18 protein-coding genes are annotated in these 21,679 nt (G+C 56.3%); 11 read left to right on the top strand and 7 right to left on the bottom strand.

What is annotated here, in order from left to right:
* Window positions 1-10 precede the first annotated feature (10 nt).
* Together betB and betI are read right to left on the bottom strand one after the other, a co-directional pair.
* Window positions 11-1,483, bottom strand: coding sequence for a betaine-aldehyde dehydrogenase (gene betB / locus HFD87_RS09365; RefSeq protein WP_167423288.1), 1,473 nt, complete (start codon window positions 1,481-1,483; stop codon window positions 11-13).
* Window positions 1,484-1,497: 14 nt separating this feature from the next.
* Complete coding sequence (betI, locus tag HFD87_RS09360) at window positions 1,498-2,091, bottom strand: transcriptional regulator BetI (protein ID WP_010258750.1); 594 nt, start codon at window positions 2,089-2,091, stop codon at window positions 1,498-1,500.
* Window positions 2,092-2,346: 255 nt separating this feature from the next.
* Between betI and HFD87_RS09355 the strand changes: the two genes are divergently transcribed.
* The 4 genes from HFD87_RS09355 (at window position 2,347) to HFD87_RS09340 (ending at window position 7,156) form a co-directional block, all read left to right on the top strand.
* The gene (locus HFD87_RS09355; RefSeq protein WP_010258753.1) at window positions 2,347-4,377 is read left to right on the top strand and encodes a choline transporter; all 2,031 of its coding nucleotides are present in this window, start codon (window positions 2,347-2,349) and stop codon (window positions 4,375-4,377) included.
* A gap of 141 nt (window positions 4,378-4,518) precedes the next feature.
* The gene (locus HFD87_RS09350; protein ID WP_167423287.1) at window positions 4,519-5,868 is read left to right on the top strand and encodes an MFS transporter; all 1,350 of its coding nucleotides are present in this window, start codon (window positions 4,519-4,521) and stop codon (window positions 5,866-5,868) included.
* 147 nt (window positions 5,869-6,015) lie between these two features.
* A complete protein-coding gene (locus HFD87_RS09345) occupies window positions 6,016-6,228 on the top strand; it encodes a DUF1272 domain-containing protein (RefSeq protein WP_132499946.1) in 213 nt (70 codons plus the stop codon).
* 280 nt (window positions 6,229-6,508) lie between these two features.
* On the top strand, window positions 6,509-7,156 hold the full coding sequence (locus HFD87_RS09340; protein WP_132499947.1) for a metallophosphoesterase: 648 nt from the start codon (window positions 6,509-6,511) through the stop codon (window positions 7,154-7,156).
* A 1-nt stretch (window position 7,157) separates the two neighbouring features.
* Here the strand turns inward: HFD87_RS09340 and rsmF are convergent, their stop codons facing one another.
* The 3 genes from rsmF to yebS all read right to left on the bottom strand — a co-directional run bounded on the left by rsmF (window position 7,158) and on the right by yebS (window position 12,594).
* On the bottom strand, window positions 7,158-8,585 hold the full coding sequence (rsmF, locus tag HFD87_RS09335; protein WP_197904521.1) for a 16S rRNA (cytosine(1407)-C(5))-methyltransferase RsmF: 1,428 nt from the start codon (window positions 8,583-8,585) through the stop codon (window positions 7,158-7,160).
* 162 nt (window positions 8,586-8,747) lie between these two features.
* Window positions 8,748-11,381 carry a PqiB family protein gene (locus tag HFD87_RS09330; RefSeq protein ID WP_045139900.1) on the bottom strand — a complete coding sequence of 878 codons (2,634 nt, stop codon included), beginning with the start codon at window positions 11,379-11,381 and terminating at the stop codon, window positions 8,748-8,750.
* Window positions 11,350-12,594: a membrane integrity lipid transport subunit YebS gene (yebS, locus tag HFD87_RS09325; RefSeq protein ID WP_167423286.1), complete on the bottom strand. Its 1,245-nt coding sequence runs from the start codon at window positions 12,592-12,594 to the stop codon at window positions 11,350-11,352. Before yebS ends, HFD87_RS09330 begins: the two co-directional genes overlap by 32 nt.
* A gap of 214 nt (window positions 12,595-12,808) precedes the next feature.
* Between yebS and HFD87_RS09320 the strand changes: the two genes are divergently transcribed.
* The 4 genes from HFD87_RS09320 to htpX all read left to right on the top strand — a co-directional run bounded on the left by HFD87_RS09320 (window position 12,809) and on the right by htpX (window position 17,292).
* Window positions 12,809-13,309: a GAF domain-containing protein gene (locus HFD87_RS09320; RefSeq protein WP_010258773.1), complete on the top strand. Its 501-nt coding sequence runs from the start codon at window positions 12,809-12,811 to the stop codon at window positions 13,307-13,309.
* A 96-nt stretch (window positions 13,310-13,405) separates the two neighbouring features.
* The gene (proQ, locus tag HFD87_RS09315; protein WP_010258776.1) at window positions 13,406-14,107 is read left to right on the top strand and encodes an RNA chaperone ProQ; all 702 of its coding nucleotides are present in this window, start codon (window positions 13,406-13,408) and stop codon (window positions 14,105-14,107) included.
* A gap of 19 nt (window positions 14,108-14,126) precedes the next feature.
* Entirely contained in the window at window positions 14,127-16,166 is a 2,040-nt protein-coding gene (prc, locus tag HFD87_RS09310; RefSeq protein ID WP_010670770.1) for a carboxy terminal-processing peptidase, read from the top strand.
* 244 nt (window positions 16,167-16,410) lie between these two features.
* Window positions 16,411-17,292 (top strand): protease HtpX, encoded by an 882-nt coding sequence (gene htpX, locus HFD87_RS09305; protein WP_003852678.1) that lies wholly within the window; start codon window positions 16,411-16,413, stop codon window positions 17,290-17,292.
* Window positions 17,293-17,554: 262 nt separating this feature from the next.
* Here the strand turns inward: htpX and HFD87_RS09300 are convergent, their stop codons facing one another.
* Window positions 17,555-18,925 carry an MFS transporter gene (locus tag HFD87_RS09300; RefSeq protein ID WP_167423285.1) on the bottom strand — a complete coding sequence of 457 codons (1,371 nt, stop codon included), beginning with the start codon at window positions 18,923-18,925 and terminating at the stop codon, window positions 17,555-17,557.
* A gap of 187 nt (window positions 18,926-19,112) precedes the next feature.
* Between HFD87_RS09300 and kdgR the strand changes: the two genes are divergently transcribed.
* Window positions 19,113-19,904: a DNA-binding transcriptional regulator KdgR gene (gene kdgR / locus HFD87_RS09295; protein ID WP_167423284.1), complete on the top strand. Its 792-nt coding sequence runs from the start codon at window positions 19,113-19,115 to the stop codon at window positions 19,902-19,904.
* Window positions 19,905-19,934: 30 nt separating this feature from the next.
* On the opposite strand, the gene HFD87_RS09290 is transcribed toward kdgR, so the two are convergent.
* On the bottom strand, window positions 19,935-20,171 hold the full coding sequence (locus tag HFD87_RS09290; protein WP_010258788.1) for a YobH family protein: 237 nt from the start codon (window positions 20,169-20,171) through the stop codon (window positions 19,935-19,937).
* A gap of 212 nt (window positions 20,172-20,383) precedes the next feature.
* On the opposite strand from HFD87_RS09290, the gene HFD87_RS09285 reads away from it, so the two are divergent.
* Both HFD87_RS09285 and HFD87_RS09280 read left to right on the top strand, forming a co-directional pair.
* Window positions 20,384-20,656 carry a YebO family protein gene (locus HFD87_RS09285; RefSeq protein WP_010258793.1) on the top strand — a complete coding sequence of 91 codons (273 nt, stop codon included), beginning with the start codon at window positions 20,384-20,386 and terminating at the stop codon, window positions 20,654-20,656.
* An 18-nt stretch (window positions 20,657-20,674) separates the two neighbouring features.
* On the top strand, window positions 20,675-21,673 hold the full coding sequence (locus HFD87_RS09280) for an MBL fold metallo-hydrolase (RefSeq protein ID WP_167423283.1): 999 nt from the start codon (window positions 20,675-20,677) through the stop codon (window positions 21,671-21,673).
* The last annotated feature ends 6 nt before the right edge of the window (window positions 21,674-21,679 follow it).

Raw genomic sequence — 21,679 nt, 5'->3', positions numbered from 1 at the left:
GGTTAAGTGATTAAAAGACTGACTGAAAACGCGTCAGCTCAACCTGCACGGACTTCACCTGGGTGTAGCTCTGCAGCGTCATCAGGCCATTCTCACGGCCAATGCCGGAGTGCTTGTAACCCCCCACTGGCATCTCTGCGGCCGATTCGCCCCAGGTATTAATCCAGCAGATTCCTGCTTCGAGCTGATGAATCACGCGGTGCGCCTTATTGAGATCCTGCGTCACCAGCCCGGCGGCCAGACCAAATTCGGTGTCGTTGGCGCGGCGGATCACTTCTTCTTCACTTTCGTAGCTCAGGATCGACATGACCGGTCCGAAGATCTCTTCACGCACAATCTTCATCTCATCACGGCAGTCGGTGAACACGGTTGGTGCAACCCAGGCACCCTGGTCGAAATCGCCACCGGTCAGACGTTTGCCGCCGCACAGTACGCGTGCGCCTTCAGCGATGCCGGATTCGATATAACGCATCACATTGTCGCGATGGCTGAAGCTGACCAGCGGACCAAAGTTGGTCGCCGGGTCACGCAGATCGCCTGCCTGAATGCGGGCAACGCGTTCGCTGATTTTCGCCTCGAATGCGGCCTGCAGTTTTGCAGGAATAAAGACGCGGGTGCCGTTGGTGCAGACCTGACCGGAGCTGTAGAAGTTCGCCATCATGGCGATGTCGGCGGCCAGATCGAGATCGGCATCATCAAAGATGATCAGCGGTGATTTACCGCCCAGTTCCATGGTGACCTCTTTCAGCGTTGAACCTGCTGCATTGGCCATCACTTTTTTGCCGCTGACGACGCCACCGGTAAAGGAGACTTTGTCGATGCCAGGATGCTCAGTGAGCAACTGACCGGTGACCGAACCGATGCCCGGCAGCACGTTGAATACGCCATCCGGCAGGCCCGCTTCGGTGTAAATTTCCGCCAGCTTCAGGGCAGTGAGCGGGGTCATCTCACTCGGTTTGAAAATCATCGCGTTACCCGCTGCCAGCGCGGGCGCGGATTTCCACAGGGCGATCTGAATCGGGTAGTTCCAGGCACCGATACCGGCTACCACGCCCAGCGGTTCGCGGCGGGTGTAAACAAAGGAGGTTTCACGTAGTGGGATCTGCTGACCTTCCAGCGCCGGAACCAGACCGGCGTAATACTCCAGTACGTCTGCGCCGGTGACAATATCGACCGCTGAGGTTTCGCTGTAAGGCTTACCGGTATCGAGCATTTCCAGCTCTGCCAGCTCATCATTACGCTCACGCAGAATATCGACGGCGCGACGCAGGATGCGCGAGCGCTCCATGGCGGTCATCGCGGCCCAGACTTTCTGGCCTTTTCTGGCGGCAGCAACGGCGCGATTGACATCTTCCTGGCCGGCGGCATGAACCTCTGCCAGCACTTCGCCGTTGACCGGGTTAATCGTCTGGAACGTTTCGCCAGACGTTGCGGCAACATAAGCGCCATCAATGTAGAGTTTCTGCTCGGTGAATCGGGACATGTTTTCTCCTTCCGTTATTCGTGCTCGCCAGCCAGTTGCTGACGGATGAATTGGGTGGTCAGTGTGAGGGCGATGACCGGATTAAATGGCTTACCGCTCAGCGCGGCGCGCAGCCACAGACCATCTATCAGGGCAGCCAGCCCGTGTGCGGCCAGACGTGCCTTCTCCAGCGGCAGTTCACGCCGGAATTCGACCACCAGCGTTGAGTAGAGCCGCCGGCTGCTGACCCGCTCCAGGCGATTAAGCTGGGGCTGATGCATGCTGCTCGACCAGAAGTCGAGCCAGGCTTTCATCACTGCCGTGTGCACCTGGGTATCATCAAAATTACCCTCAACGATGGCACACAACCGCTGTTCTGCAGAGGCACCGGCCAGCGGTTCTAACCGCGACAGTACCGCCTCCCGCAGTTGACGCGTCACATCACGCATCGTGGCTTCCAGTAAGCCGTTCTTATCCTTGAAATAGTGACTGATGATGCCGGTGGATACCCCCGCCCGACGGGCGATCTGGGCGATAGTGGCATCATTAATCCCCACTTCATTAATCGTGCTCAGGGTCGCATCAATCAGTTGCCGACGACGTATCGGCTGCATCCCTACCTTTGGCATAGCTCCAGCTCCACCCTCAAATCGAGCCCCTATTTAAACTTTTTTTGATTGCACGTTCAATATAAAAAGAAACTTTGTTAGGATGCTGTTCTTTAAGTGTAGCGAAAGCGAAACGGCAATGAGTGCTAAAATAGGCTGGTTTGCCTGAGCGATTAACAGGAAGTGACAGAACGAAACAGGGCCGCACGGCCGGAAAGCCGTGGACGGCAAGACTTATCCATTGCGTATTTTCAGGACATTAACCAGAGGTAACCGATGAATAATCCACCTGCCGGTGAAAAAGACAGACTCAATCCCGTTGTATTTTATACCTCTGCCGGATTGATTCTGACGTTTTCACTTGTGACGATTCTCTATAGTGAACTGGCCGCGAGCTGGATCCTCAAGGCGGTAAACTGGGTTTCCGCCACCTTCGGCTGGTACTACATGCTGGCTGCCACGCTCTATATTGTTTTTGTGTTGTATATGGCCTGCTCACGCTTTGGTTCGATCAAGCTCGGGCCTGAGCACTCCAAACCCGAGTTCAGCGTCCTTAGCTGGTCTGCCATGCTGTTCGCCGCCGGCATCGGCATCGACCTGATGTTCTTCTCTGTCGCCGAGCCGGTGACGCAGTATATGCAGCCGCCGGAGGGAGCAGGGCAGACGATGGAAGCGGCCCGCCAGGCGATGGTCTGGACGCTGTTCCACTACGGATTGACCGGCTGGTCAATGTATGCGTTGATGGGCATCGCGCTAGGCTACTTCAGCTATCGCTATAACCTGCCGCTCACCATCCGTTCCGCGCTCTATCCCATCTTTGGTAAACGCATCTATGGCCCGATTGGCCACACCGTGGATATCGCCGCTGTGGTCGGCACCATCTTTGGTATCGCCACCACGCTCGGCATCGGGGTCGTGCAGCTTAACTATGGCCTCAAAGTGCTGTTTGATATCCCGGAAGGCCTGACCGCGCAGGCCGCGCTGATTGTCCTCTCCGTGGTGATCGCCACCATTTCTGTCACGTCGGGCGTCGATAAAGGGATCCGTATTCTCTCTGAGCTGAACGTGGTGATGGCGCTGGGCCTGATTCTGTTTGTGCTGTTCTTCGGCAACACCGAGTTCCTGCTGAATGCGCTGGTGCTGAACGTCGGGGATTACATCAATCGCTTCATGGGCATGACGCTCAATACCTTTGCCTTTGATCGTCCGACCCAGTGGATGAACAGCTGGACGCTCTTCTTCTGGGCGTGGTGGGTGGCCTGGTCGCCATTCGTCGGCCTGTTCCTGGCGCGTATCTCACGCGGTCGTACCATCCGTGAGTTCGTGCTGGGCACGCTGATTATTCCGTTCACCTTTACGCTGTTGTGGCTGTCAGTGTTCGGTAATGCCGCGCTGTATCAGATCATCCACGGCAATACGGAGTTTGCGCAGGAAGTGATGAACCATGCGGAGCGCGGCTTCTACAGCCTGCTGGCGCAGTATCCGGCGTTTAAACTCAGCGCCTCGGTCGCGACTATTACCGGTATGCTGTTCTACGTCACCTCGGCGGATTCCGGCTCGCTGGTGCTGGGTAACTTCACCTCGCGCCTGAAAGACATCAACAGTGATGCACCGAACTGGCTGCGTATCTTCTGGTCTGTGGCAATTGGGGTGCTGACCCTGAGCATGCTGATGACCAACGGTATCACTGCCTTGCAGAACACCACGGTGATCATGGGGCTGCCGTTCAGCTTTGTTATCTTCTTTGTCATGGCGGGGCTGTTTAAATCCCTGAAGATTGAAGATCACCGTCGGGCCAGCGCCACGCGCGACACCGCGCCCTATCTGGCTCATGCGACCGATCGCCTGACCTGGAAGAAGCGTCTGTCGCGCCTGATGAACTACCCTGGCTCGCGTTATACCCAGCAGATGATGGAAAAAACCATCTATCCGGCGATGCAGGAAGTGGCGAAAGAGCTGGAGCTGCGGGATGGCCGGGTCACGCTGGAGAGCGTTGAGGCGGATGAAAGCAACCCGATTGGCTATCTGGATCTGCGCGTCCATCTGGGCGAGGAGCAGGACTTTATCTATCAGGTCTGGCCGCAGCAATATTCGATTCCGGGCTTTACCTATCGCGCCCGCAGCGGTAAGTCGACCTACTACCGGCTGGAAACCTTCCTGATGGAGGGCAGTCAGGGTAACGACTTAATGGATTACAGCAAAGAGCAGGTGATCATCGACATACTGGATCAGTATGAGCGACACCTGAACTTCATCCATCTCAACCGTGAAGCGCCGGGCAGCAACATCAGCTTCCCAAGCGCTTAAATCAGGGCCCGTCAGTGAGCAATTGCTGGCGGGCTTTTTTTTCGCTACCGTCGTCATGAACAATACCGCTTCACCTGCCGAAATCGACTATCTTTAGGGCTTTGCTGGCCTGATGCCTGAAAAGCGTAGACAGGGAGTCATATGGGAAAAATATTCAGTACGTTTCTGCCGCTCTATACCACTACGCTTCTGATGCTGCTGGGTTCCGGTTTACTGACTACCTACGTCTCGTTACGGCTGGCCAGTGAGCAGGTTAATGGTGCGCTGATCGGCGCGATTATTGCGGCCAACTACATCGGGCTGGTGATTGGCGGCAAAGTGGGACACAACCTGATTGCCCGCGTCGGCCATATCCGTGCCTACGTGGCCTGTGCCGGGATCATTACCGCCTCGGTTGTAGGTCACGGGCTGACGGACTTTATTCCGCTGTGGGTCTTTCTGCGTCTGATTATCGGGCTCTGCATGATGTGCCAGTACATGGTGCTGGAGAGCTGGCTCAACGATCAGGCGGAATCTTCCCAGCGCGGCATGATTTTCGGCCTCTATATGGTCGCCACCTACCTTGGACTCAGTGGCGGACAGGTGATACTGAGCCTGCAATCGGGGTTTGGGGTGAGCACGCTGCTGATTGTGGCGCTCTGTTTCGCGCTCTGTCTGGTGCCGATTGCACTGACCACCCGCACTCACGTCCGGCCCATGACACCGGCGCCGATGGAGCTGGGCTATTTTATCCGCACTATTCCCAAACTGCTCGGCACCACCCTGGTGACCGGCATGGCCATTGGCGCGTTCTATGGCCTGGCACCGGTTTATGGCAGCAGTAAAGGCTTCACCACCAGCCAGACCGGTTATTTTATGAGTCTCACGATTTTTGCCGGGCTGGTGTCGCAGTTTCCGCTAAGCTGGCTCTCTGACCGCTACGACCGCCAGCGGCTGTTATTCATTATTGCCATGCTCTTTGCCGTGGCCTGCGTGCCGCTGGTGGTGCTGCCGCATCTGACCTTCCACTGGATGATTGGTATCGCCTTTGCCGCCAGCATGATGCAGTTTGCGCTCTATCCATTGCAGGTGGCGCTGGCCAACGATCAGGTCGCCGCCGATCGTCGTGTCTCGTTAACCGCCTGTCTGCTGATGGCGTTTGGTATTGGCGCCAGTATCGGCCCGCTGGTGGTCGGTGCGCTGATGCAGCCGCTGGGCAGTAATATGCTCTATCTCTTCTTTATGCTCTGTGCGCTGGTGATTGGCGGACTGAGTTATGTGCGTGCGCCGGGTCCGCTTCCGACGACCGAAGTACCGTTGCCGCATGTGGTGATGCCTGACAGTCTGGCGACCTCGCCACTGGGTGCCGCGCTGATCCCGACGCTGGAAGAGGAGGTGATTCATGCGTCGATGGGCGGTCAGGAGCCGGAAGAGGAGAGTGCTGAGTTCGATGACACAGCTGACGAAGAGGATTTGCCCGATGACCTTCCTGATGATCAGCGGCACAAATAGCAGCGACAAAGCAGGATGCCACTCGCCGCTGGCTGTACCGTTAAAGCAGGATGTCCGGATCTGACACACTCTTGTCCGGTTGCTGGCTCGACATTGGGGTCAGCAACCGCGAAGCTGGCGCATAACGCTTTTTTAAGGAGTCACACCATGCTGGAACTTCGCCCCAATTGTGAACGCTGCGACGTTGATCTGCCGCCATCTTCTCTGTCGGCACGCATCTGCTCGTTTGAATGCACGTTCTGCGCTGACTGTGCTGAGCATCTCACTCATCTTTGCCCCAACTGCGGCGGTGAGCTGGTGCGCCGCCCGGTGCGTCCGGCAGAGAAACTGCAGAAATATCCGGCTAAAATGCGTAGCTGATCCCAAATGACTACAGATATGGTGGGGGCAGAATAGCCTGTCGCGCCTGATCGCTTTATGATGTATTTCGTCCCTGACAGAGCTACCACCTTTACTGAGTGCCGGAGATAAGCGCCGGGAGGGACGTACCTTTTATCTCTCTTTAATCGCTTCGCCCGACCCCTTGCACCCTTTCAGCCAGCCTCCTTTGCATTCTGCTTGCCAGCGCGTCATGCCATTACAGGGTCAGCCCTGACTATACTCTGAAGATGTTTTCAGCAGACAAAGGCCGGGTGCAGCGATGTATTACCAATCCCTGAATGGCGCAGCGTGGCGACGGATCTGGGTGGTCGGCGATCTGCATGGCTGCCGCCGCGAACTGGATGCGCTATTGCAGCAGCATCAGTTTGACCTGCAGCAGGACTTACTGATTTCGGTGGGGGATATCATCGATCGCGGTCCCGACAGCCTGGGTTGTCTGGCGCTGCTGGAGGAGCCCTGGTTTCGCTGCGTGCGGGGGAATCATGAGGAGATGGCGCTTTCAGCACTACAGGGGCAGGAAATGGCGCTCTGGCAGATGAACGGTGGCGACTGGTTCTTTCGGCTGCGTGGTGCAGCGTTGATTGCGGCGCGTCACGCGTTGCAGCGTTGCCGTGAGCTGCCGCTGATTCTCCATCTGCAGCTCGATGAGCGAATTATTGTGATTGCTCATGCTGATTATCCGGCCCGGGAATATGCGTTGAATAAGCCACTCGACTGGCAGCAGGTGGTCTGGAGCCGTCAGCGGCTGGAGGCGATGGAGTCAGGCGAACGGGCGGGCATCCGTGGCGCAGACGCCTTTTACTTCGGACACACGCCGCTGAAACGGTCGCTGACGATTGCCAATCTGCACTACATCGATACCGGCGCAGTGTTTGGCAATCATCTGACGATGCTGCAAATAAAGTGACTCAGCGGAACAGGCGTCCGTCGCGCACCAGCTCCCGCGGATAGCTGTTCTTGATACGGCTGCCGACTTTTTTAGCCAGCCCCAGCGGCTGCTGCTGATAAGTGACAATCATCTCATTACGGGTGGGTTCCGTTTCCGGGTAGATATCCCGGCCGCGATACCACTCTTCCGCCTCTGCTGCGGTGAGCTCAAAAGTCTGCGCCGCATCGGGTTTTGCCAGCGCAATCACCGCTTCATGCTGCCAGCGATAGCCTTTAGCAAAAGTTTCTGCCAGCTTCAGGCCGATGCGCGAGAACCGCACTTTGCCCAGCAGCGGGGTGACGGCCTTCGGGAACAGCCAGATCTCTTTATCACGCTGCCACAGCTCCAGCGACGCATCCCATTTAAGAGAGACAGCGGCGGCGGCCTGGGCTATCTCACTTTCCAGCTTGCGGCTGAGGTGGGAGAAGGGCAGTTTACCCACTTTGTAGCCCGGCAGCGGTAAGGGCTCGACCGACGCGGTTTTACGCAGCCGCGCAACGAAAAAGCCTTCGCTGTCGAACATCTGCGGGAAGACATGCAGATAGCCCTCGGGCGTCGCGGCCTGTCCGGCACCCTCAAACAGCCCATCGAGCGCTACAACCTCAACAGCGTCCGGATAGCGCTCCAGCAGCCAGGCAATGACCTGCTGATTCTCAATCTGATTCAGGGTGCAGGTGGAGTAAACCAGCGTGCCGCCGGGTTTGAGGGCGTGGAAGGCACTGTCGAGCAGATCGCGCTGGGTCGCGGCGATCTCATGCGTACTTGCCAGCGACCAGTTTTTCAGCGCATCAGCATCTTTGCGAATCACCCCTTCGCCGGAGCAGGGAGCGTCGAGCAGGATGGCGTCGAACTGTTCCGGCAGGGCTGGCCCGAAGACCCGTGCGTCAAAGTGCGTTAAGGCACTGTTGCTGACGCCGCAGCGGCTGATATTGGCGTGCAATACTTTTACCCGGCTGGAGGAGAATTCGTTAGCCAGGATAACGCCCTGATTGCCCATCCGCGCAGCAATCTGGGTCGTTTTAGAACCCGGTGCCGCCGCCATATCCATCACGGCGCTGACCTCTGGCTGAGCATCAAACAGGGCAGTGACCGGCAGCATGGAGCTGGCCTCCTGAATGTAGAACAGGCCACTGAGATGCTCAGCCACGCTGCCCAGCGGCAGGCTCTCATCTTCCCGACTGATCCAGAATCCCTCTTCGCACCACGGCACCGGCGTCAGCTGCCAGTCATAATTAGCCGTCTGACTCAGAAAGTCAGCCACGCTGATCTTCAGGGTATTGACGCGAATACTGCGGCGCAGGGGTTGCTGACTGTAGGCAATAAATTGCGCGAGGCTCGCCTCATCGGGCAGGCTCTGGCGAATTAACGAGAGAAAATCGGCGGGGAAAAGCGAAGAAGCATCTGACACGGGCACATTCCAGTTAAGGCAAAGGCGGCAGTGTATCATGAGGAAAGGAAACGGGCAGCCAGGCTGCCCGTTTGAGGGAGTGAATAAGGCGTATGATCCCTGAGCCGGTGCTGACTTTAAACGCCTAAAAGGGCAGAACAGTCTGCCCGTTTGAGATAGCCTTTAGCGCGGAGACGGGATCGCCGTTCCCCAGCTACGCCAATCTTTCGGCGCTTCATCCTGCAACAGGAAGTGTTTATCCGGATTCGCCTGTGGCGCCAGCGGCACCGTCGGCGGCGTCGCAAACTGAATGCCACCGCGAATAAACTGCTGGAAGGTTCCAGTTTTCACTACGCCACCCACCAGACCGAAGTCCAGGTTATAGCCGGATGCCAGCCAGAACACCGAGTTATTACGCACCAGATGCTGGTACTTCTTACTGATGCGCAGGGCGATCTGCACACGATCCGCCATATTACCCAATGAGGTGCCAGTCACGGTACCCACTTCCACACCACGGAACAGCACCGGTGTACCCAGCGACAGTGAACCGGCCTCAGTGGCATCAACATAAATGTTCAGACCATTAAGGTAGCGGGAGTCGGTAATGGTGCTCTCCTGCAGCTCAAACGTGCGCGCGGCGCCGCCTTTGCCTGGATCCACGTTGACGTAAGGCTGCAACAGGGTTTCCAGATGATTCACGCCGGTAGCGGAAATCTCCGGTGAGACCACCGAGAAACGGCTGCCGAGACGGGCGAAATCGTTCACATACTCCGGATAGAGTACCGCTTTCGCCACCACCTGATTGTTATCTTTGCTTAACGACAGTGACTCCACCTGGCCGACATTAATACCCAGGTAACGAATCGGCATCCCGGCAGAGAGCTTGCTGGCGTCATAGGTGTGCAGCGTAATCTGGCTACCCACCGCGCGGGCGGCGGTTTCAGACGGATAGAGGACGCGTTTGGCCCCTTTGGCCGACTGCGCACCACTCATATTGTCGAAACTGATCGCGCCTTTCAGCGCGCGGTTAAGCGGCGATGCCTGCACCGTCAGGCCGCTGCCGTTAAGGCTGACGCGTGCGCCACCCTCAGCCCAGAACACGCTTTCGCTGGTCAGCAGCTTGCGATACTCCGGCTGAATATGTACCGCAATATCAAAGGCGTCAGCGCGTGGCGTGACTTTGACAATCTCACCCACCTGAAATTTGCGGTAAAGCACGACAGAGCCGGCCTGCACGTCAGGCAGACTGTTGGCGGTCAGCATCAGCGTGGTAGAAGGGCCATCGCCGGTAATGCCTTCTTCCGCTTTTTCAGCATCCGCAAACAGCGGGTAAGCACTTTTTGGCTCACCCTTTTTGCCCGGATCCAGCCGGATACCGCCATCCACCCATTCACGGGCGCTGGCACCTAATACCTGCATGCCATCAAGACCGAACTTCACATCCAGCCGACTGTTAACGATAAATTTGCTGTCGCCATGCACCAGATTGCGATTTTCAGGATTGACCGCTACCACGAAATTCACGCCATTTTCATCCAGCGTACGCGACATCACCTGACCAATCTGCATGCCGTGCAGCATCAGCGGCTGGCCCTGATCGATACCATAGCTCTCTGGCGCGCTGAGTTTTACCGTCAGTACATTGGGCTTCTGCAGCAGAGTCTCATTGGACGCCAGCACGGTGTAGTGCTGCTGCGGCTCGCCTTCGCCCGGCACCAGTTCCAGCGTGTTGCCGGTCAGCAGCGCGCTGAGGCTGGTATCCGTCAGGCTGATTTTCGGACTGTGCATCTCAATGCGGGTGCCGCTGCGCATCAGACCGACAACAGAGGGATCGATCGTCAGCTCGCCGGTGACCTTGCCGCCATCCTGCAGGTTCAGTTTGGTCAGCGTGCCGACCTCCAGTCCCTGATACATCAGCGGAGTGCTGCCCGCCTTGAGATTGTTGCCGTTAGGCAGATCCAGTGTGATCTGCACGCCACGCTGACTATGTGCCAGATCGGGGTAGAGCCGGTAATTCTGCTCAGCTTTGGCCGTTTCCGCACCCTGTGGCGAGTCAAACGCGATCGCGCCATTGACCAGCGCCGCCAGACTCTCCAGCTGCACTTTAGCCCCGCTCAGGCTGACGTCAGCATTCATGCCTGACACATTCCAGAAACGGCTGTTGGTTTTCACCAGATTGATAAAGCGACGGTCAATCAGCACATCAATCGACACGCCATCGGATTTGCTGTTAATGCTGTAGTCATAGACCCGGCCAACCGGAATTTTGCGGTAATAGACCAGCGAGCCGGTGTTGAGCGAGCCGAGATCGGGCGCATGCAGATGGATCATCAATTCGCCGGTATTCACCCGATATTTGGGCTGCGTATCCAGCGCGGTAAACGACTCGCTGGGTTTACCTTTACCTGGCATCATCCCGATGTAGTTACCACCGACCAGCGCATCCAGCCCCGACACACCCGCCAGCGAGGCTTTAGGCGTCACCAGCCAGAACTGCGTATCTTCACGCAGCGCATCGCGCATGTCGCTCTTGATGCTGGCTTTAATCTGAATGCTGCGATAATCATCACTGAGATTAATGCCCTGCACGGTGCCCACTTCCACGCCCTGATAGCGGATCGGGGTGCGACCCGGCACGATACCATCCGCCGTCTGGAAATTGATGGTGATGGTGGTGCCGCGCTCCTGATAATTGGTCCAGAGCAGCCAGCAGGCGATCAGCATCGCAATAATCGGCAGCAGCCAGAAGGGCGAAATTTTGCGCTTATTGCGCAGCGTTGCGTTAGTCGGTGTAGTCGGCGTTTCCTGTTGCATGTGCATCCCAGAGCAGGCGGCTGTCCAGCCACTCAACAGACATAATGGTCAGGATGACGGCCGCGCCAAAAAATAGCGCCGCCGGTCCCATGGTAAAAGCCAGCAGCTGATCACGGTTGACCAGCGACATGGTTAACGAAATGACAAACAGATCGAGCATTGACCAGCGGCCAACCCAGGTGACAAACCGCAGTAACCGGATGCGGGTTCTCAGCCCCTGTTCACAGCGAAAATGAATACTGAGCAGCAGAGTCAGCATCACCAGCACCTTGATAAACGGCACCAGAATACTGGCGATAAAAACAATCGCCGCCACCGGAATATTGCCTTCGCCCAGACCCAGGATACCGGAGAAGATGGTGTCCTCACGCCGTGAGCCATTAAGGTAGACCACGGAGATCGGCATCAGATTCGCGGGGATTAACAGCACAATTGATGCGATGAGCGCGGCCCAGGATTTCTGCAGGCTGTGGCGGCGTCGGAAGTCGAGCGGCGTATGGCAGCGCGGGCAGCGGCCCCGTTCATCGGGTATGCTGGTGTTGTGACAGTTCAGGCAGACCTGCATATCGTCACGGGCCATATTGCCAGGCGTCTGTGGGTAGAAATGCTCCCACAGCTGCTCCATATTCAGATGGATCAGTGTCAGCACGCTCAGCACCGTGAGGGAGACGTAAGCCGCCAGCCCGTAGCCAATCTCAAGCGAAGCATAGTCCTGCACTTTAATTGACGCCACGGCGATGCCGATCAGATAGATATCGAGCATCACCCACTCTTTCAGCTTCTCCAGCATCAGCAGCACGGGACGCAGGTTCATGCCCAGCCGGTGGCCGATACCGAGATAACAGATACCCGCCACCAGCGTCACCGGCGCGCCGATGGTGCAGAACGCCACCATTGAGGCCGTCAGTACATCACCCTGCTGGGTCATCTGGATGATGCCTTCCAGTACGCTGGCATTGATGCGCATGCCAAGCAGCCGGATATCTACCAGCGGCAGGGAGAAAGCAAAGGGCATTAACACAATCATGGTGGCGGCCATCGCCATAAGACGGGTCATCGGCCAGTCGCGACCACTGAGAATTTCGGCGTTACAGCGTGGGCAATGTGCCGACTGATGCGATTTCACATCCGGTAAGGAAAAAAGGGTATCGCATTGCGGGCAACGCTGATAACGTGCGTGAGGCAATGTCTGGCTGATAGCGTGAATTTTCATAGGGTGATGCAATCTTCGCTCTTCAGAAGTAACAGATATCGGTCGTAAAGACATTGTCTGTGTGCCTGTCTCGGGCATCACGCTTCGATCCACAGAATGCTAAGGGTATAGCAACTAACGCTATGATTCACCTTGTGGCTCTGGATATTTAAAACTTATTTTTAACGAACGGTCTTTAATGCCCCGTTCAGATGTCATTGGTAACGGTTAAATAATGAACAAAACTGCCTTTTACGCCGATTTGAATCGCGATATGCGCGCCTTACTGGCGGGAGAAACGGCGTTCCTCGCCGCGATGGGAAACTTTAGCGCGCTGCTGTACGAACGTCTCGATGGCGTGAACTGGGCAGGTTTCTACCTGCTGACGGAAGCGGATACGCTGGTGCTGGGCCCGTTCCAGGGCAAAATCGCCTGTGTGCGCATTCCGGTCGGTAAAGGTGTGTGTGGCACGGCGCTGGCAGAAGAAAAAGTGCAACGCGTAGATGATGTGCATGCCTTCCCGGGCCACATCGCCTGTGACGCTGCCAGCAATGCTGAGATTGTGATTCCTCTGAAAGTGAATGGCACTGTGGTTGGGGTGCTGGACATCGACAGCGTGGCGTACAATCGCTTTGACAGCGACGACGAATCGGGGCTGGTCACACTGACTGATGGGCTTTGTGAAGTGCTTGCGAACAGCGACTTAGAAAAATATCTGCAGCTGACGCGCAGCTAATCGACTGGATCACATGGCATTTAGCGATGTTGTCATTATAATGTCGCCTGTTCATGCCTGCGCTGGTCGGCAAACCCGTTGTAATCAGGAAATTTCATGGAAAATCAACCTAAGTTGAATAGCAGTAAAGAAGTCATCACTTTTCTGGCGGAGCGCTTTCCGCACTGCTTTAGCGCTGAAGGTGAAGCGCGTCCGCTCAAAATCGGTATCTTTCAGGATCTGGTCGAGCGTGTTCAGGGCGAAATGGGTCTGAGCAAAACACAGCTGCGTTCCGCGCTGCGTCTCTATACGTCAAGCTGGCGTTATCTGTACGGCATCAAAGCCGGTGCTATCCGTGTCGATCTCGACGGTAACGCCTGTGGCGTGCTGGATGAGCAACACGTTGAGCATGCACGCAAGCAACTGGAAGAAGCGAAAGCACGCGTCCAGGCGCAGCGTGACCAGCAGCGCGCCGCGCGTCGTGAAGCAGGCGAAAGCGAAGAGGGCGCGGCACCGCGTCGTCCACGCAAGCCCGCGGCACGTAAGCCTGCAGAAGGCGAAGCCGCGCGTAAACCGCGTCCGCAGACCACTGCACCGCGTGCGACCGCCTCACAGCATCGCAAGCCAGCCCCACGTCCGGAGCAGGAAGCCCGACCCATCACTGATACCTCAACTTTGCAACCCGGCCAGAGTATTAAAGTTAAAGCAGGCAAAAGTGCGATGGACGCTACCGTTCTTGAAGTATCAAAAGACGGCGTTCGGGTCCAGCTCGCTTCCGGCATGGCAATGATTGTGCGCGCAGAACACTTGCAGTTCTGAAACGGAGGCTAACCCCGGCATGAACACCCTTTTTAAAGTTGGACTTATTGCGGGCCTGCTATTAGCAGGCCCAACCTTCGGCGCGGAGAACATTACCCGCGCCGATCAGATTCCCCAGCTTCACGAAGATCCGCAGGATCCGACGGTCAGTGAGCGCGTAACCTCGCGCTTTACCCGTTCCCACTATCGCCAGTTCGACCTGGATCAGAACTTTTCAGCGAAAATTTTTGATCGCTATCTGAACATGCTCGACTACAGCCACAATGTGCTGCTGGCGTCAGATGTGGCGCAGTTTGCCAGCAAAAAAACCACCGTCGGCGATGAGCTGCGCAGTGGCAAGCTGGATCTCTTTTACGATATTTATAATCTGGCGCAGAAACGCCGTTTTGAGCGCTATCAATATGCGCTGACGGTGCTGGCTCGTCCGATGAATTTCAGCGGCAATGACACTATCGACATTGACCGCGCTAAAGCACCCTGGCCAAAAGATCAGTCTGAACTGAATGCGCTGTGGGATGCCAAGGTCAAATATGATCAGCTGAGTCTGAAGCTGGCGGGCAAAGATGATAACGAGATCCGCGACGTTCTGACCAAGCGTTACAACTTCGCTATCCGTCGTCTGGCCCAGAGCAACGGTGAAGATGTTTTCCAGCTGGTGATGAACGCTTTTGCCCGCGAAATCGATCCGCACACCAGCTATCTGTCGCCGCGTAACACCGAGCAGTTCAACACCGAAATGAGCCTCTCCCTGGAAGGCATCGGTGCGGTTCTGCAGATGGATGACGATTACACCGTGATCAACTCGATGGTCGCAGGCGGCCCGGCCGCGAAAAGCAAAGCCATTACCGTTGGCGATCGCATCGTCGGTGTGGGTCAGCCAGGCAAGCCGATGGAAGATGTGATCGGCTGGCGTCTGGATGATGTCGTGGCAAAAATTAAAGGACCTAAGGGCAGCAAAGTGCGCCTGGAAGTTCTGCCAGCCGGTAAGGGCACCAAAACCCGTACTGTGACGCTGACGCGTGAGAAAATTCGTCTGGAAGATCGCGCGGTTAAATTGACCATCAAAAATGTCGGCAAGCAAAAAGTGGGCGTGCTCGATATTCCTGGTTTCTATGTCGGCCTCACCGACGACGTGAAAGTACAGCTGCAGAAACTGCAGAAACAGAACGTCGACAGTGTGGTAATCGATCTGCGTACCAACGGCGGCGGCGCGCTGACCGAAGCAGTCTCGCTTTCCGGTCTGTTTATTCCGAGTGGTCCGGTGGTTCAGGTACGCGACAACAATGGTCGGGTTCGTGAAGACAGCGATAACGACGGCGTTGTCTACTACAAAGGACCGCTGGTGGTGCTGGTCGATCGCTTCAGCGCCTCAGCTTCTGAGATCTTTGCTGCCGCGATGCAGGATTACGGTCGCGCGGTGATTGTTGGCGAGCCAACCTTTGGTAAAGGCACCGTTCAGCAGTATCGCTCCCTGAACCGCATCTACGATCAGATGCTGCGTCCGGAGTGGCCTGCGTTAGGCTCCGTTTCTTACACTATTCAGAAGTTCTATCGCATTAACGGCGGCAGTACACAGCGTAAAGGCGTCACGCCGGATCTGCTGATGCCAACTGGCGTTGAAGCGGCTGAAACCGGTGAGAAATTTGAGGATAACGCACTGCCGTGGGACAGCATCAAAGCGGCGACCTATGTCAAAACCGGTGATGTGAAACCGCTGGTGGTGCAGCTGACTAAGCAGCATGCTGACCGCATTGCTCAGGATCGCGAGTTCCAGTACATCATGAAGGACATTGCCCGTTACAATGCCCTGAAAGATAAGCGCAACATCGTGTCGCTTAATCTTGCTCAGCGCGAGAAAGAGAATCACGAAGATGATGCGTCTCGTCTGGAGCGGATCAACGCGCGCTATCAGGCCGAAGGCAAAAAACCGCTGAAAAATCTGGATGAGTTGCCGAAAGATTATAAAGAGCCGGATCCCTATCTTGATGAGACGGTGAAGATCGCTAACGATCTTGCGCAACTGGAGAAATCCCAGCCAGAGGCGCCAGCGGCTAAATAATCCGCTGTTGCCAGAAAAAGCACCGCTCAGCGGTGCTTTTTTTTGTACTCAGAAAAGTTTCCAGTAAGCAATGATTAGCGCTGGTGAAGGTGCCTGAAGGCTGGGCTCCTCATCAGGCGTGTCAGAATGTAAAGTTATGTCTTTTTAGGCACTTAAACGTTAAGGTTGCTTGAAAAGCAGCCCAATGCCCATAGGATATGGATCCGCGTATAGGCGCGTGAACTACTGAGGAAGATTAACAAAAATGATGCGTATTGCTCTTTTCCTGATGACCAACCTGGCTGTGATGTTGGTATTCGGGCTGATTCTCAGCCTGACAGGGATCCAGTCAAGCAGTGTTCAGGGCCTGATGATCATGGCAGGCCTGTTTGGCTTCGGCGGTGCGTTTGTTTCACTGCTGATGTCGAAGTGGATGGCACTGCGATCGGTTGGCGGTGAAGTGATTGAACAGCCACGCAACGAAACCGAGCGCTGGCTGGTGGATACAATTGGCCGTCAGGCACAGCAGGCGGGTATTGCGATGCCACAGGTGGCGATCTATCACGCACCTGACATCAACGCCTTCGCAACTGGCGCACGGCGTAACGCCTCACTGGTTGCTGTCTCAACCGGTCTGCTGCAGAACATGAGCCGTGATGAAGCGGAAGCGGTGCTGGCACACGAAGTGTCACACATCGCCAACGGCGACATGATCACCATGACGCTGATTCAGGGTGTGGTGAACACCTTTGTGATTTTCGTTTCACGTATTCTGGCGCAGATCGCGGCGGGCTTTATGTCCGGCAACCGCGATGGTGAGGAGAGCAGCAACGGCAACCCGCTGGTCTACTTTGCGGTGTCGATGGTGCTGGAACTGGTGTTTGGTATTCTCGCCAGCATCATCACCATGTGGTTCTCGCGTCACCGTGAGTTCCATGCCGATGCCGGTTCAGCGAAGCTGGTAGGTCGTGAGAAGATGATTGCGGCGTTACAGCGCCTGAAAACCAGCTACGAACCGCAGGAGCCGAGCAGCATGATGGCGTTCTGTATCAACGGTAAGGGCAAATCGTTCAGCGAGCTGTTTATGTCGCATCCGCCGTTAGATAAGCGTATTGAAGCACTGCGCAGCGGTCAGTATCTGAAGTAGCGTTAAGCAGAGCAAAAAAGGCGACCCTGGGTCGCCTTTTCTGTTTAGAAACCATAATCAGACTGAATCTGACAGCAATATCTTAGCCCAACATGCAGGGAACCCGGGCAGAGGAGGAAAGCGTCCCGCGCCATGGATGGTGCGGGCCGACCGTCATGGATGACAGAAGTCTTTCCGATCTGACCGGGTTCCCTGTGAAGGCTCGGCCTTACAGCGAATCGGGTCACACTCTGTCAGGTGGTCGCCTTTTCTGTTTCTGCCATCAGGCGCGGGTCTGCGTCATCCGTGACACACTGACCAGCGCGGCCACGGCGGCAAAGCTGCCCGCCAGCAGCAGCGAAGCGTGCGTCCCGCGTTCATCAAACAGATTAAACATCAGCGCGACCAGTGCAGCACCCATACTCTGGCCCAGCAGGCGCGCGGTGCCCAGCATGCCGCTGGCGCCGCCGCTGCGATGACGCGGAGCAGAGGTGACAATAGTGTGGTTGTTGGGTGACTGAAACAGTCCAAAACCGGCACCGCACAGCATCATGCGCCAGATAATATCGCCATCACCCGGGTTGGCCGGAAGCCAGGCGAGCAGAAACAGCCCCAGGGCGAACATAGCCAGCCCGATGCCGCCCAGCAGCCCGGCATGCACCCGTTCAATCAGCCGGCCGGCAATCGGCGCAAACACCATGGTTGCCAGCGGCCAGGGCGTCAGCAGTAACCCGGTTGCCACCTCATCACGCTGCAGGACGTTTTGCAGAAAGAAGGGCAGCGACACCATCGCCAGCATCTGCGCGCAGAACGAACAGACCGACGTTCCCATCGACAGGCTGAAAATCGGGATACGCAGCAGATCAACCGGCAGCAGCGGCACCGCCATGTTTAACTGACGACGAATAAAGAACCAGCCCACAACCAGCAGAGCAATGACCTCCGACAGCACCAGCAGATGACTCTGTCCCTGTGCAAACCCGCTCAGCGCAGAGATGATCAGACCAAAGAACAGGGCGTTCATGATCGCGCTGGGAACATCAAATTTCTGCGCCGTCGCTTTCTGCGGATTATCAGGCAGCGTGCGCAGCGCCAGCCAGAGCGCAATGGCACCCAGCGGGACGTTAATCAGAAACAGCAACTTCCAGCTTGCCACCGAAAGAATCGCTGCGGCAACCGTCGGGCCTGCCGCGGTTGAAACCGCCACGACCAGCGAGTTGATCGCCATGCCGCGTCCCAGATGACGCTGCGGATAGATAATGCGTATCAGCGCGGTATTCACACTCATCAGCGCTGCACCCCCTAACCCCTGCAGCACGCGGGCGAAAGTCAGCATGGTCAGGGTGGCGGAGAAGGCGCAGAACAGCGAAGTGGCAATAAACAGCGCCAGGCCCGCCTGATAGACGCGGCGATAACCCAGCATGTCGCCCAGAAAGGAGAGCGACAGCAGCGAGACGATAATCGCAATCTGATAGGCGTTCACTATCCAGATCGACTGCGCCGGGCTGGCATTCAGTTCGCGCGAGATAGTGGGCAGGGCGACATTGGCTATCGCGCCATCCAGCACCGCCATGGTCAGACCCAGCGCGATGGTGACGATTGCCATATAGCGCTGACGCGCGGGTAATCCATCCTGAGGAGGGGAGAGTGTCATAAGTTAATTACTAAAGAGGGTGAATATCATCATGCTAATGAAATTAACGCTGAAATACAGCGATCGGATGGATAAAAAACTGTCTTTAAATATGACGTAATGGTTAAAGCATTGCTGCCTTCGTATGCCTCACTCTATACTGACAGTCCGTTCCATTTTTTTTGAAACAGGTTTAACAAGGTGCGCGATGTCCTCTGCTGAAAATGATAAACAGCCCGATTCCGTCTCTTCGGTACTCAAAGTGTTCGGCATTCTGCAGGCGCTGGGTGAAGAGCGCGATCACGGTATTACTGAGCTCGCGCAGCGCGTGATGATGTCAAAAAGCACCGTTTACCGTTTCCTGCAGACCATGAAGTCGCTGGGTTATGTCACGCAGGAAGGTGAGAGCGAGAAGTACTCACTGACACTGAAGCTGTTTGAACTGGGCGCTAAAGCGCTGCAGAACGTCGATTTAATCCGCAGTGCGGATGTGCAGATGCGTGAGCTTTCGCGTCTGACCAAAGAGACCATTCACCTGGGGGCGCTGGAAGAGGACAGTATTGTCTACATCCACAAAATCGACTCCCTCTACAACCTGCGTATGTATTCGCGCATTGGCCGTCGTAATCCGCTGCATACCACCGCGATTGGGAAAGTTCTGCTCGCCTGGCGCGATCGCAGCGAAGTTGAGGAGATCCTGCGGGACATCGAGTTCAAACGGAGCACGGCCAATACGCTGTTAAGCGCGGAGGCGTTGATTACGGCGCTGGATCAGGTAAGAACGCAGGGCTATGGTGAAGATAACGAAGAGCAGGAAGAGGGCTTACGCTGCCTCGCTGTGCCGGTGTTTGACCGTTTTGGCGTGGTGATTGCGGGACTGAGCATCTCTTTTCCTACCATTCGCTTTTCAGAAGATGCCCGCCAGGATTACGTGGCCATGCTGCATCGGGCGGCGCGTACGCTCTCCTCAGAGATGGGCTATCACGACTATCCGTTCTGAAAACAGCGGGCCATGTGGCCCGCTGTTTTGTTAATTATCGATCACTTCTCCGCTTTTCTTCAGCAACGGACAATCAGTCACGCCCACCACGCCACTGTCAGTATGCAGATACTGCGCACTGATCACACCGCGAGCGGTCAGATAGCTGCACTGCAGGCCAAGGCCGGCGGCATTTTTAGTACTGCCGGTTAATACGCCATAGCCGGTAAACAGCATCGCCAGCCAGATCACCGCCAGCAAGCCTACCGTACGAATAAACAGTTTCATTATGTCTCCTTGTGAAAGATAACTCAGCGCTCCACCTGGTGCCGCCGGTTATGATGATATCAGCATGCCTCGCTTTTCTGGTGGGATCGATCAGAGATAACTGAAACGGCAAATTCTGCATTGATGTTAACCCCATTATCTTTTGCGATGGCGACAGGTAGAATAGGCGGTTGCCATGTTCTGGCGTTTCCACTTAGTTTTACGAGGCAGTTATGAATGAGTTAGCCGCAAATTCGGGCCCACTGGTCAGCTATGGCCTGCTGGTCATTATTTTGATTGTGGCGTTTATCGCCTGGTTCTTTGTCAACCGCGCCAGCGTGCGCGCCGGTGAGCAAATCCGCTTACTGGAATCTTTGCTGGAAGAGCAGAAGAAACAGAATCAGCTGCTGCGCCGTCTGATTGAGATGCAGCCAGGGGCAGAGAGTAAAAAAACCGATGACGATCGCGAGAAACGCGACTTTATCCGGTTGATTCCGGAACGATAATCACAGCAGAGAGACGGGATGGTCTGGAAAAATCCGTGGTATGACAGCAGCAAAGCGCATCACACGCCCGAGGGATTCTGCAATCCTGAACCGGAACGGCGCAAGCCGGGCGATCTGCAGCGCTGGCGCAGGGAGCGCAAAGCGCAGGGGCTGCCGCTGCCACCGCAGCAGGGCTACGGGGCTTTCACCGAACAGTGGTGGCAGCCCGCCGATATCAGCGGCAGTGACGATCGCATCTGGTGGCTGGGCCATGCCGCCGTGCTGCTGCGACTGAACCAGCAATATATCCTGATCGATCCCGCACTCTCGTCACGCGCCTCGCCACTCTCTTTTGCCGGGCCGCAGCGAAAAACGCCCGCACCGCTTAGCATTGCTGATCTGCCGCGTCTGGATGTCGTGCTTATTTCACATAACCATTACGATCATCTTGATCGGCCGACGGTTAAAGCGATCGTCCGGCGTTTTCCGCAGGCGACCTTCATTGTGCCGCTGGGCCTGGAAAAATGGTGCAGGGCGCGGGGCGTGAAACAGGTCCATCAGCTCGACTGGTGGCAACAGTTTACTGTCGGCGACCTCTGTTTTGATGCGGTGCCGGCACGTCACTGGAGTATGCGAACGCCGCGCGATCGAAACCGTTCGCTCTGGTGCGGCTGGGTCGTGCGTTCTGCCTCCGTGCGCTTCTGGTTCTCGGGCGACAGCGGCTACAGCGATAGCCTGCCGGAGATTGCGGCCCGACTCGGCCCGTTCAGCCTGGCGGCTTTGCCGATTGGCGCTTATGCACCTGAATGGTTCATGGCGGGCCAACATATGAATCCCGATCAGGCGGTGGCGCTGTGGCAGGCAGCAGGCAGGCCGCTGACGCTGCCCATCCACTGGGGCGTGTTCGAACTGGCCGATGAGTCGCTGGATACGCCACCCAAAGAACTGGCGGATGCGCTGCTGCGGGCAAACGAGCAAAAGGGCGGTTTCGCACCATGGCGAATAGGCGAAAGCCGCGGGCTGAATAAGGATACCTAGGAATTA

Source organism: Pantoea sp. EKM21T (genome assembly GCF_011800405.1).
Lineage (GTDB): Bacteria > Pseudomonadota > Gammaproteobacteria > Enterobacterales > Enterobacteriaceae > Pantoea > Pantoea agglomerans.
The sequence above is the reverse complement of the archived record's forward strand: the minus strand, read 5'-3'. Positions and strand labels throughout refer to the sequence as shown.

Excerpts from the sequence above, each read along its gene's own strand:
- betB (WP_167423288.1), bottom strand. The coding sequence starts at position 1,483 with ATGTCCCGATTCACCGAGCAGAAACTCTACATTGATGGCGCTTATGTT.
- betI (WP_010258750.1), bottom strand. The coding sequence starts at position 2,091 with ATGCCAAAGGTAGGGATGCAGCCGATACGTCGTCGGCAACTGATTGAT.
- HFD87_RS09355 (WP_010258753.1), top strand. The coding sequence starts at position 2,347 with ATGAATAATCCACCTGCCGGTGAAAAAGACAGACTCAATCCCGTTGTA.
- HFD87_RS09350 (WP_167423287.1), top strand. The coding sequence starts at position 4,519 with ATGGGAAAAATATTCAGTACGTTTCTGCCGCTCTATACCACTACGCTT.
- HFD87_RS09345 (WP_132499946.1), top strand. The coding sequence starts at position 6,016 with ATGCTGGAACTTCGCCCCAATTGTGAACGCTGCGACGTTGATCTGCCG.
- HFD87_RS09340 (WP_132499947.1), top strand. The coding sequence starts at position 6,509 with ATGTATTACCAATCCCTGAATGGCGCAGCGTGGCGACGGATCTGGGTG.
- HFD87_RS09330 (WP_045139900.1), bottom strand. The coding sequence starts at position 11,381 with ATGCAACAGGAAACGCCGACTACACCGACTAACGCAACGCTGCGCAAT.
- yebS (WP_167423286.1), bottom strand. The coding sequence starts at position 12,594 with ATGAAAATTCACGCTATCAGCCAGACATTGCCTCACGCACGTTATCAG.
- HFD87_RS09320 (WP_010258773.1), top strand. The coding sequence starts at position 12,809 with ATGAACAAAACTGCCTTTTACGCCGATTTGAATCGCGATATGCGCGCC.
- proQ (WP_010258776.1), top strand. The coding sequence starts at position 13,406 with ATGGAAAATCAACCTAAGTTGAATAGCAGTAAAGAAGTCATCACTTTT.
- prc (WP_010670770.1), top strand. The coding sequence starts at position 14,127 with ATGAACACCCTTTTTAAAGTTGGACTTATTGCGGGCCTGCTATTAGCA.
- htpX (WP_003852678.1), top strand. The coding sequence starts at position 16,411 with ATGATGCGTATTGCTCTTTTCCTGATGACCAACCTGGCTGTGATGTTG.
- HFD87_RS09300 (WP_167423285.1), bottom strand. The coding sequence starts at position 18,925 with ATGACACTCTCCCCTCCTCAGGATGGATTACCCGCGCGTCAGCGCTAT.
- kdgR (WP_167423284.1), top strand. The coding sequence starts at position 19,113 with ATGTCCTCTGCTGAAAATGATAAACAGCCCGATTCCGTCTCTTCGGTA.
- HFD87_RS09290 (WP_010258788.1), bottom strand. The coding sequence starts at position 20,171 with ATGAAACTGTTTATTCGTACGGTAGGCTTGCTGGCGGTGATCTGGCTG.
- HFD87_RS09285 (WP_010258793.1), top strand. The coding sequence starts at position 20,384 with ATGAATGAGTTAGCCGCAAATTCGGGCCCACTGGTCAGCTATGGCCTG.
- HFD87_RS09280 (WP_167423283.1), top strand. The coding sequence starts at position 20,675 with ATGGTCTGGAAAAATCCGTGGTATGACAGCAGCAAAGCGCATCACACG.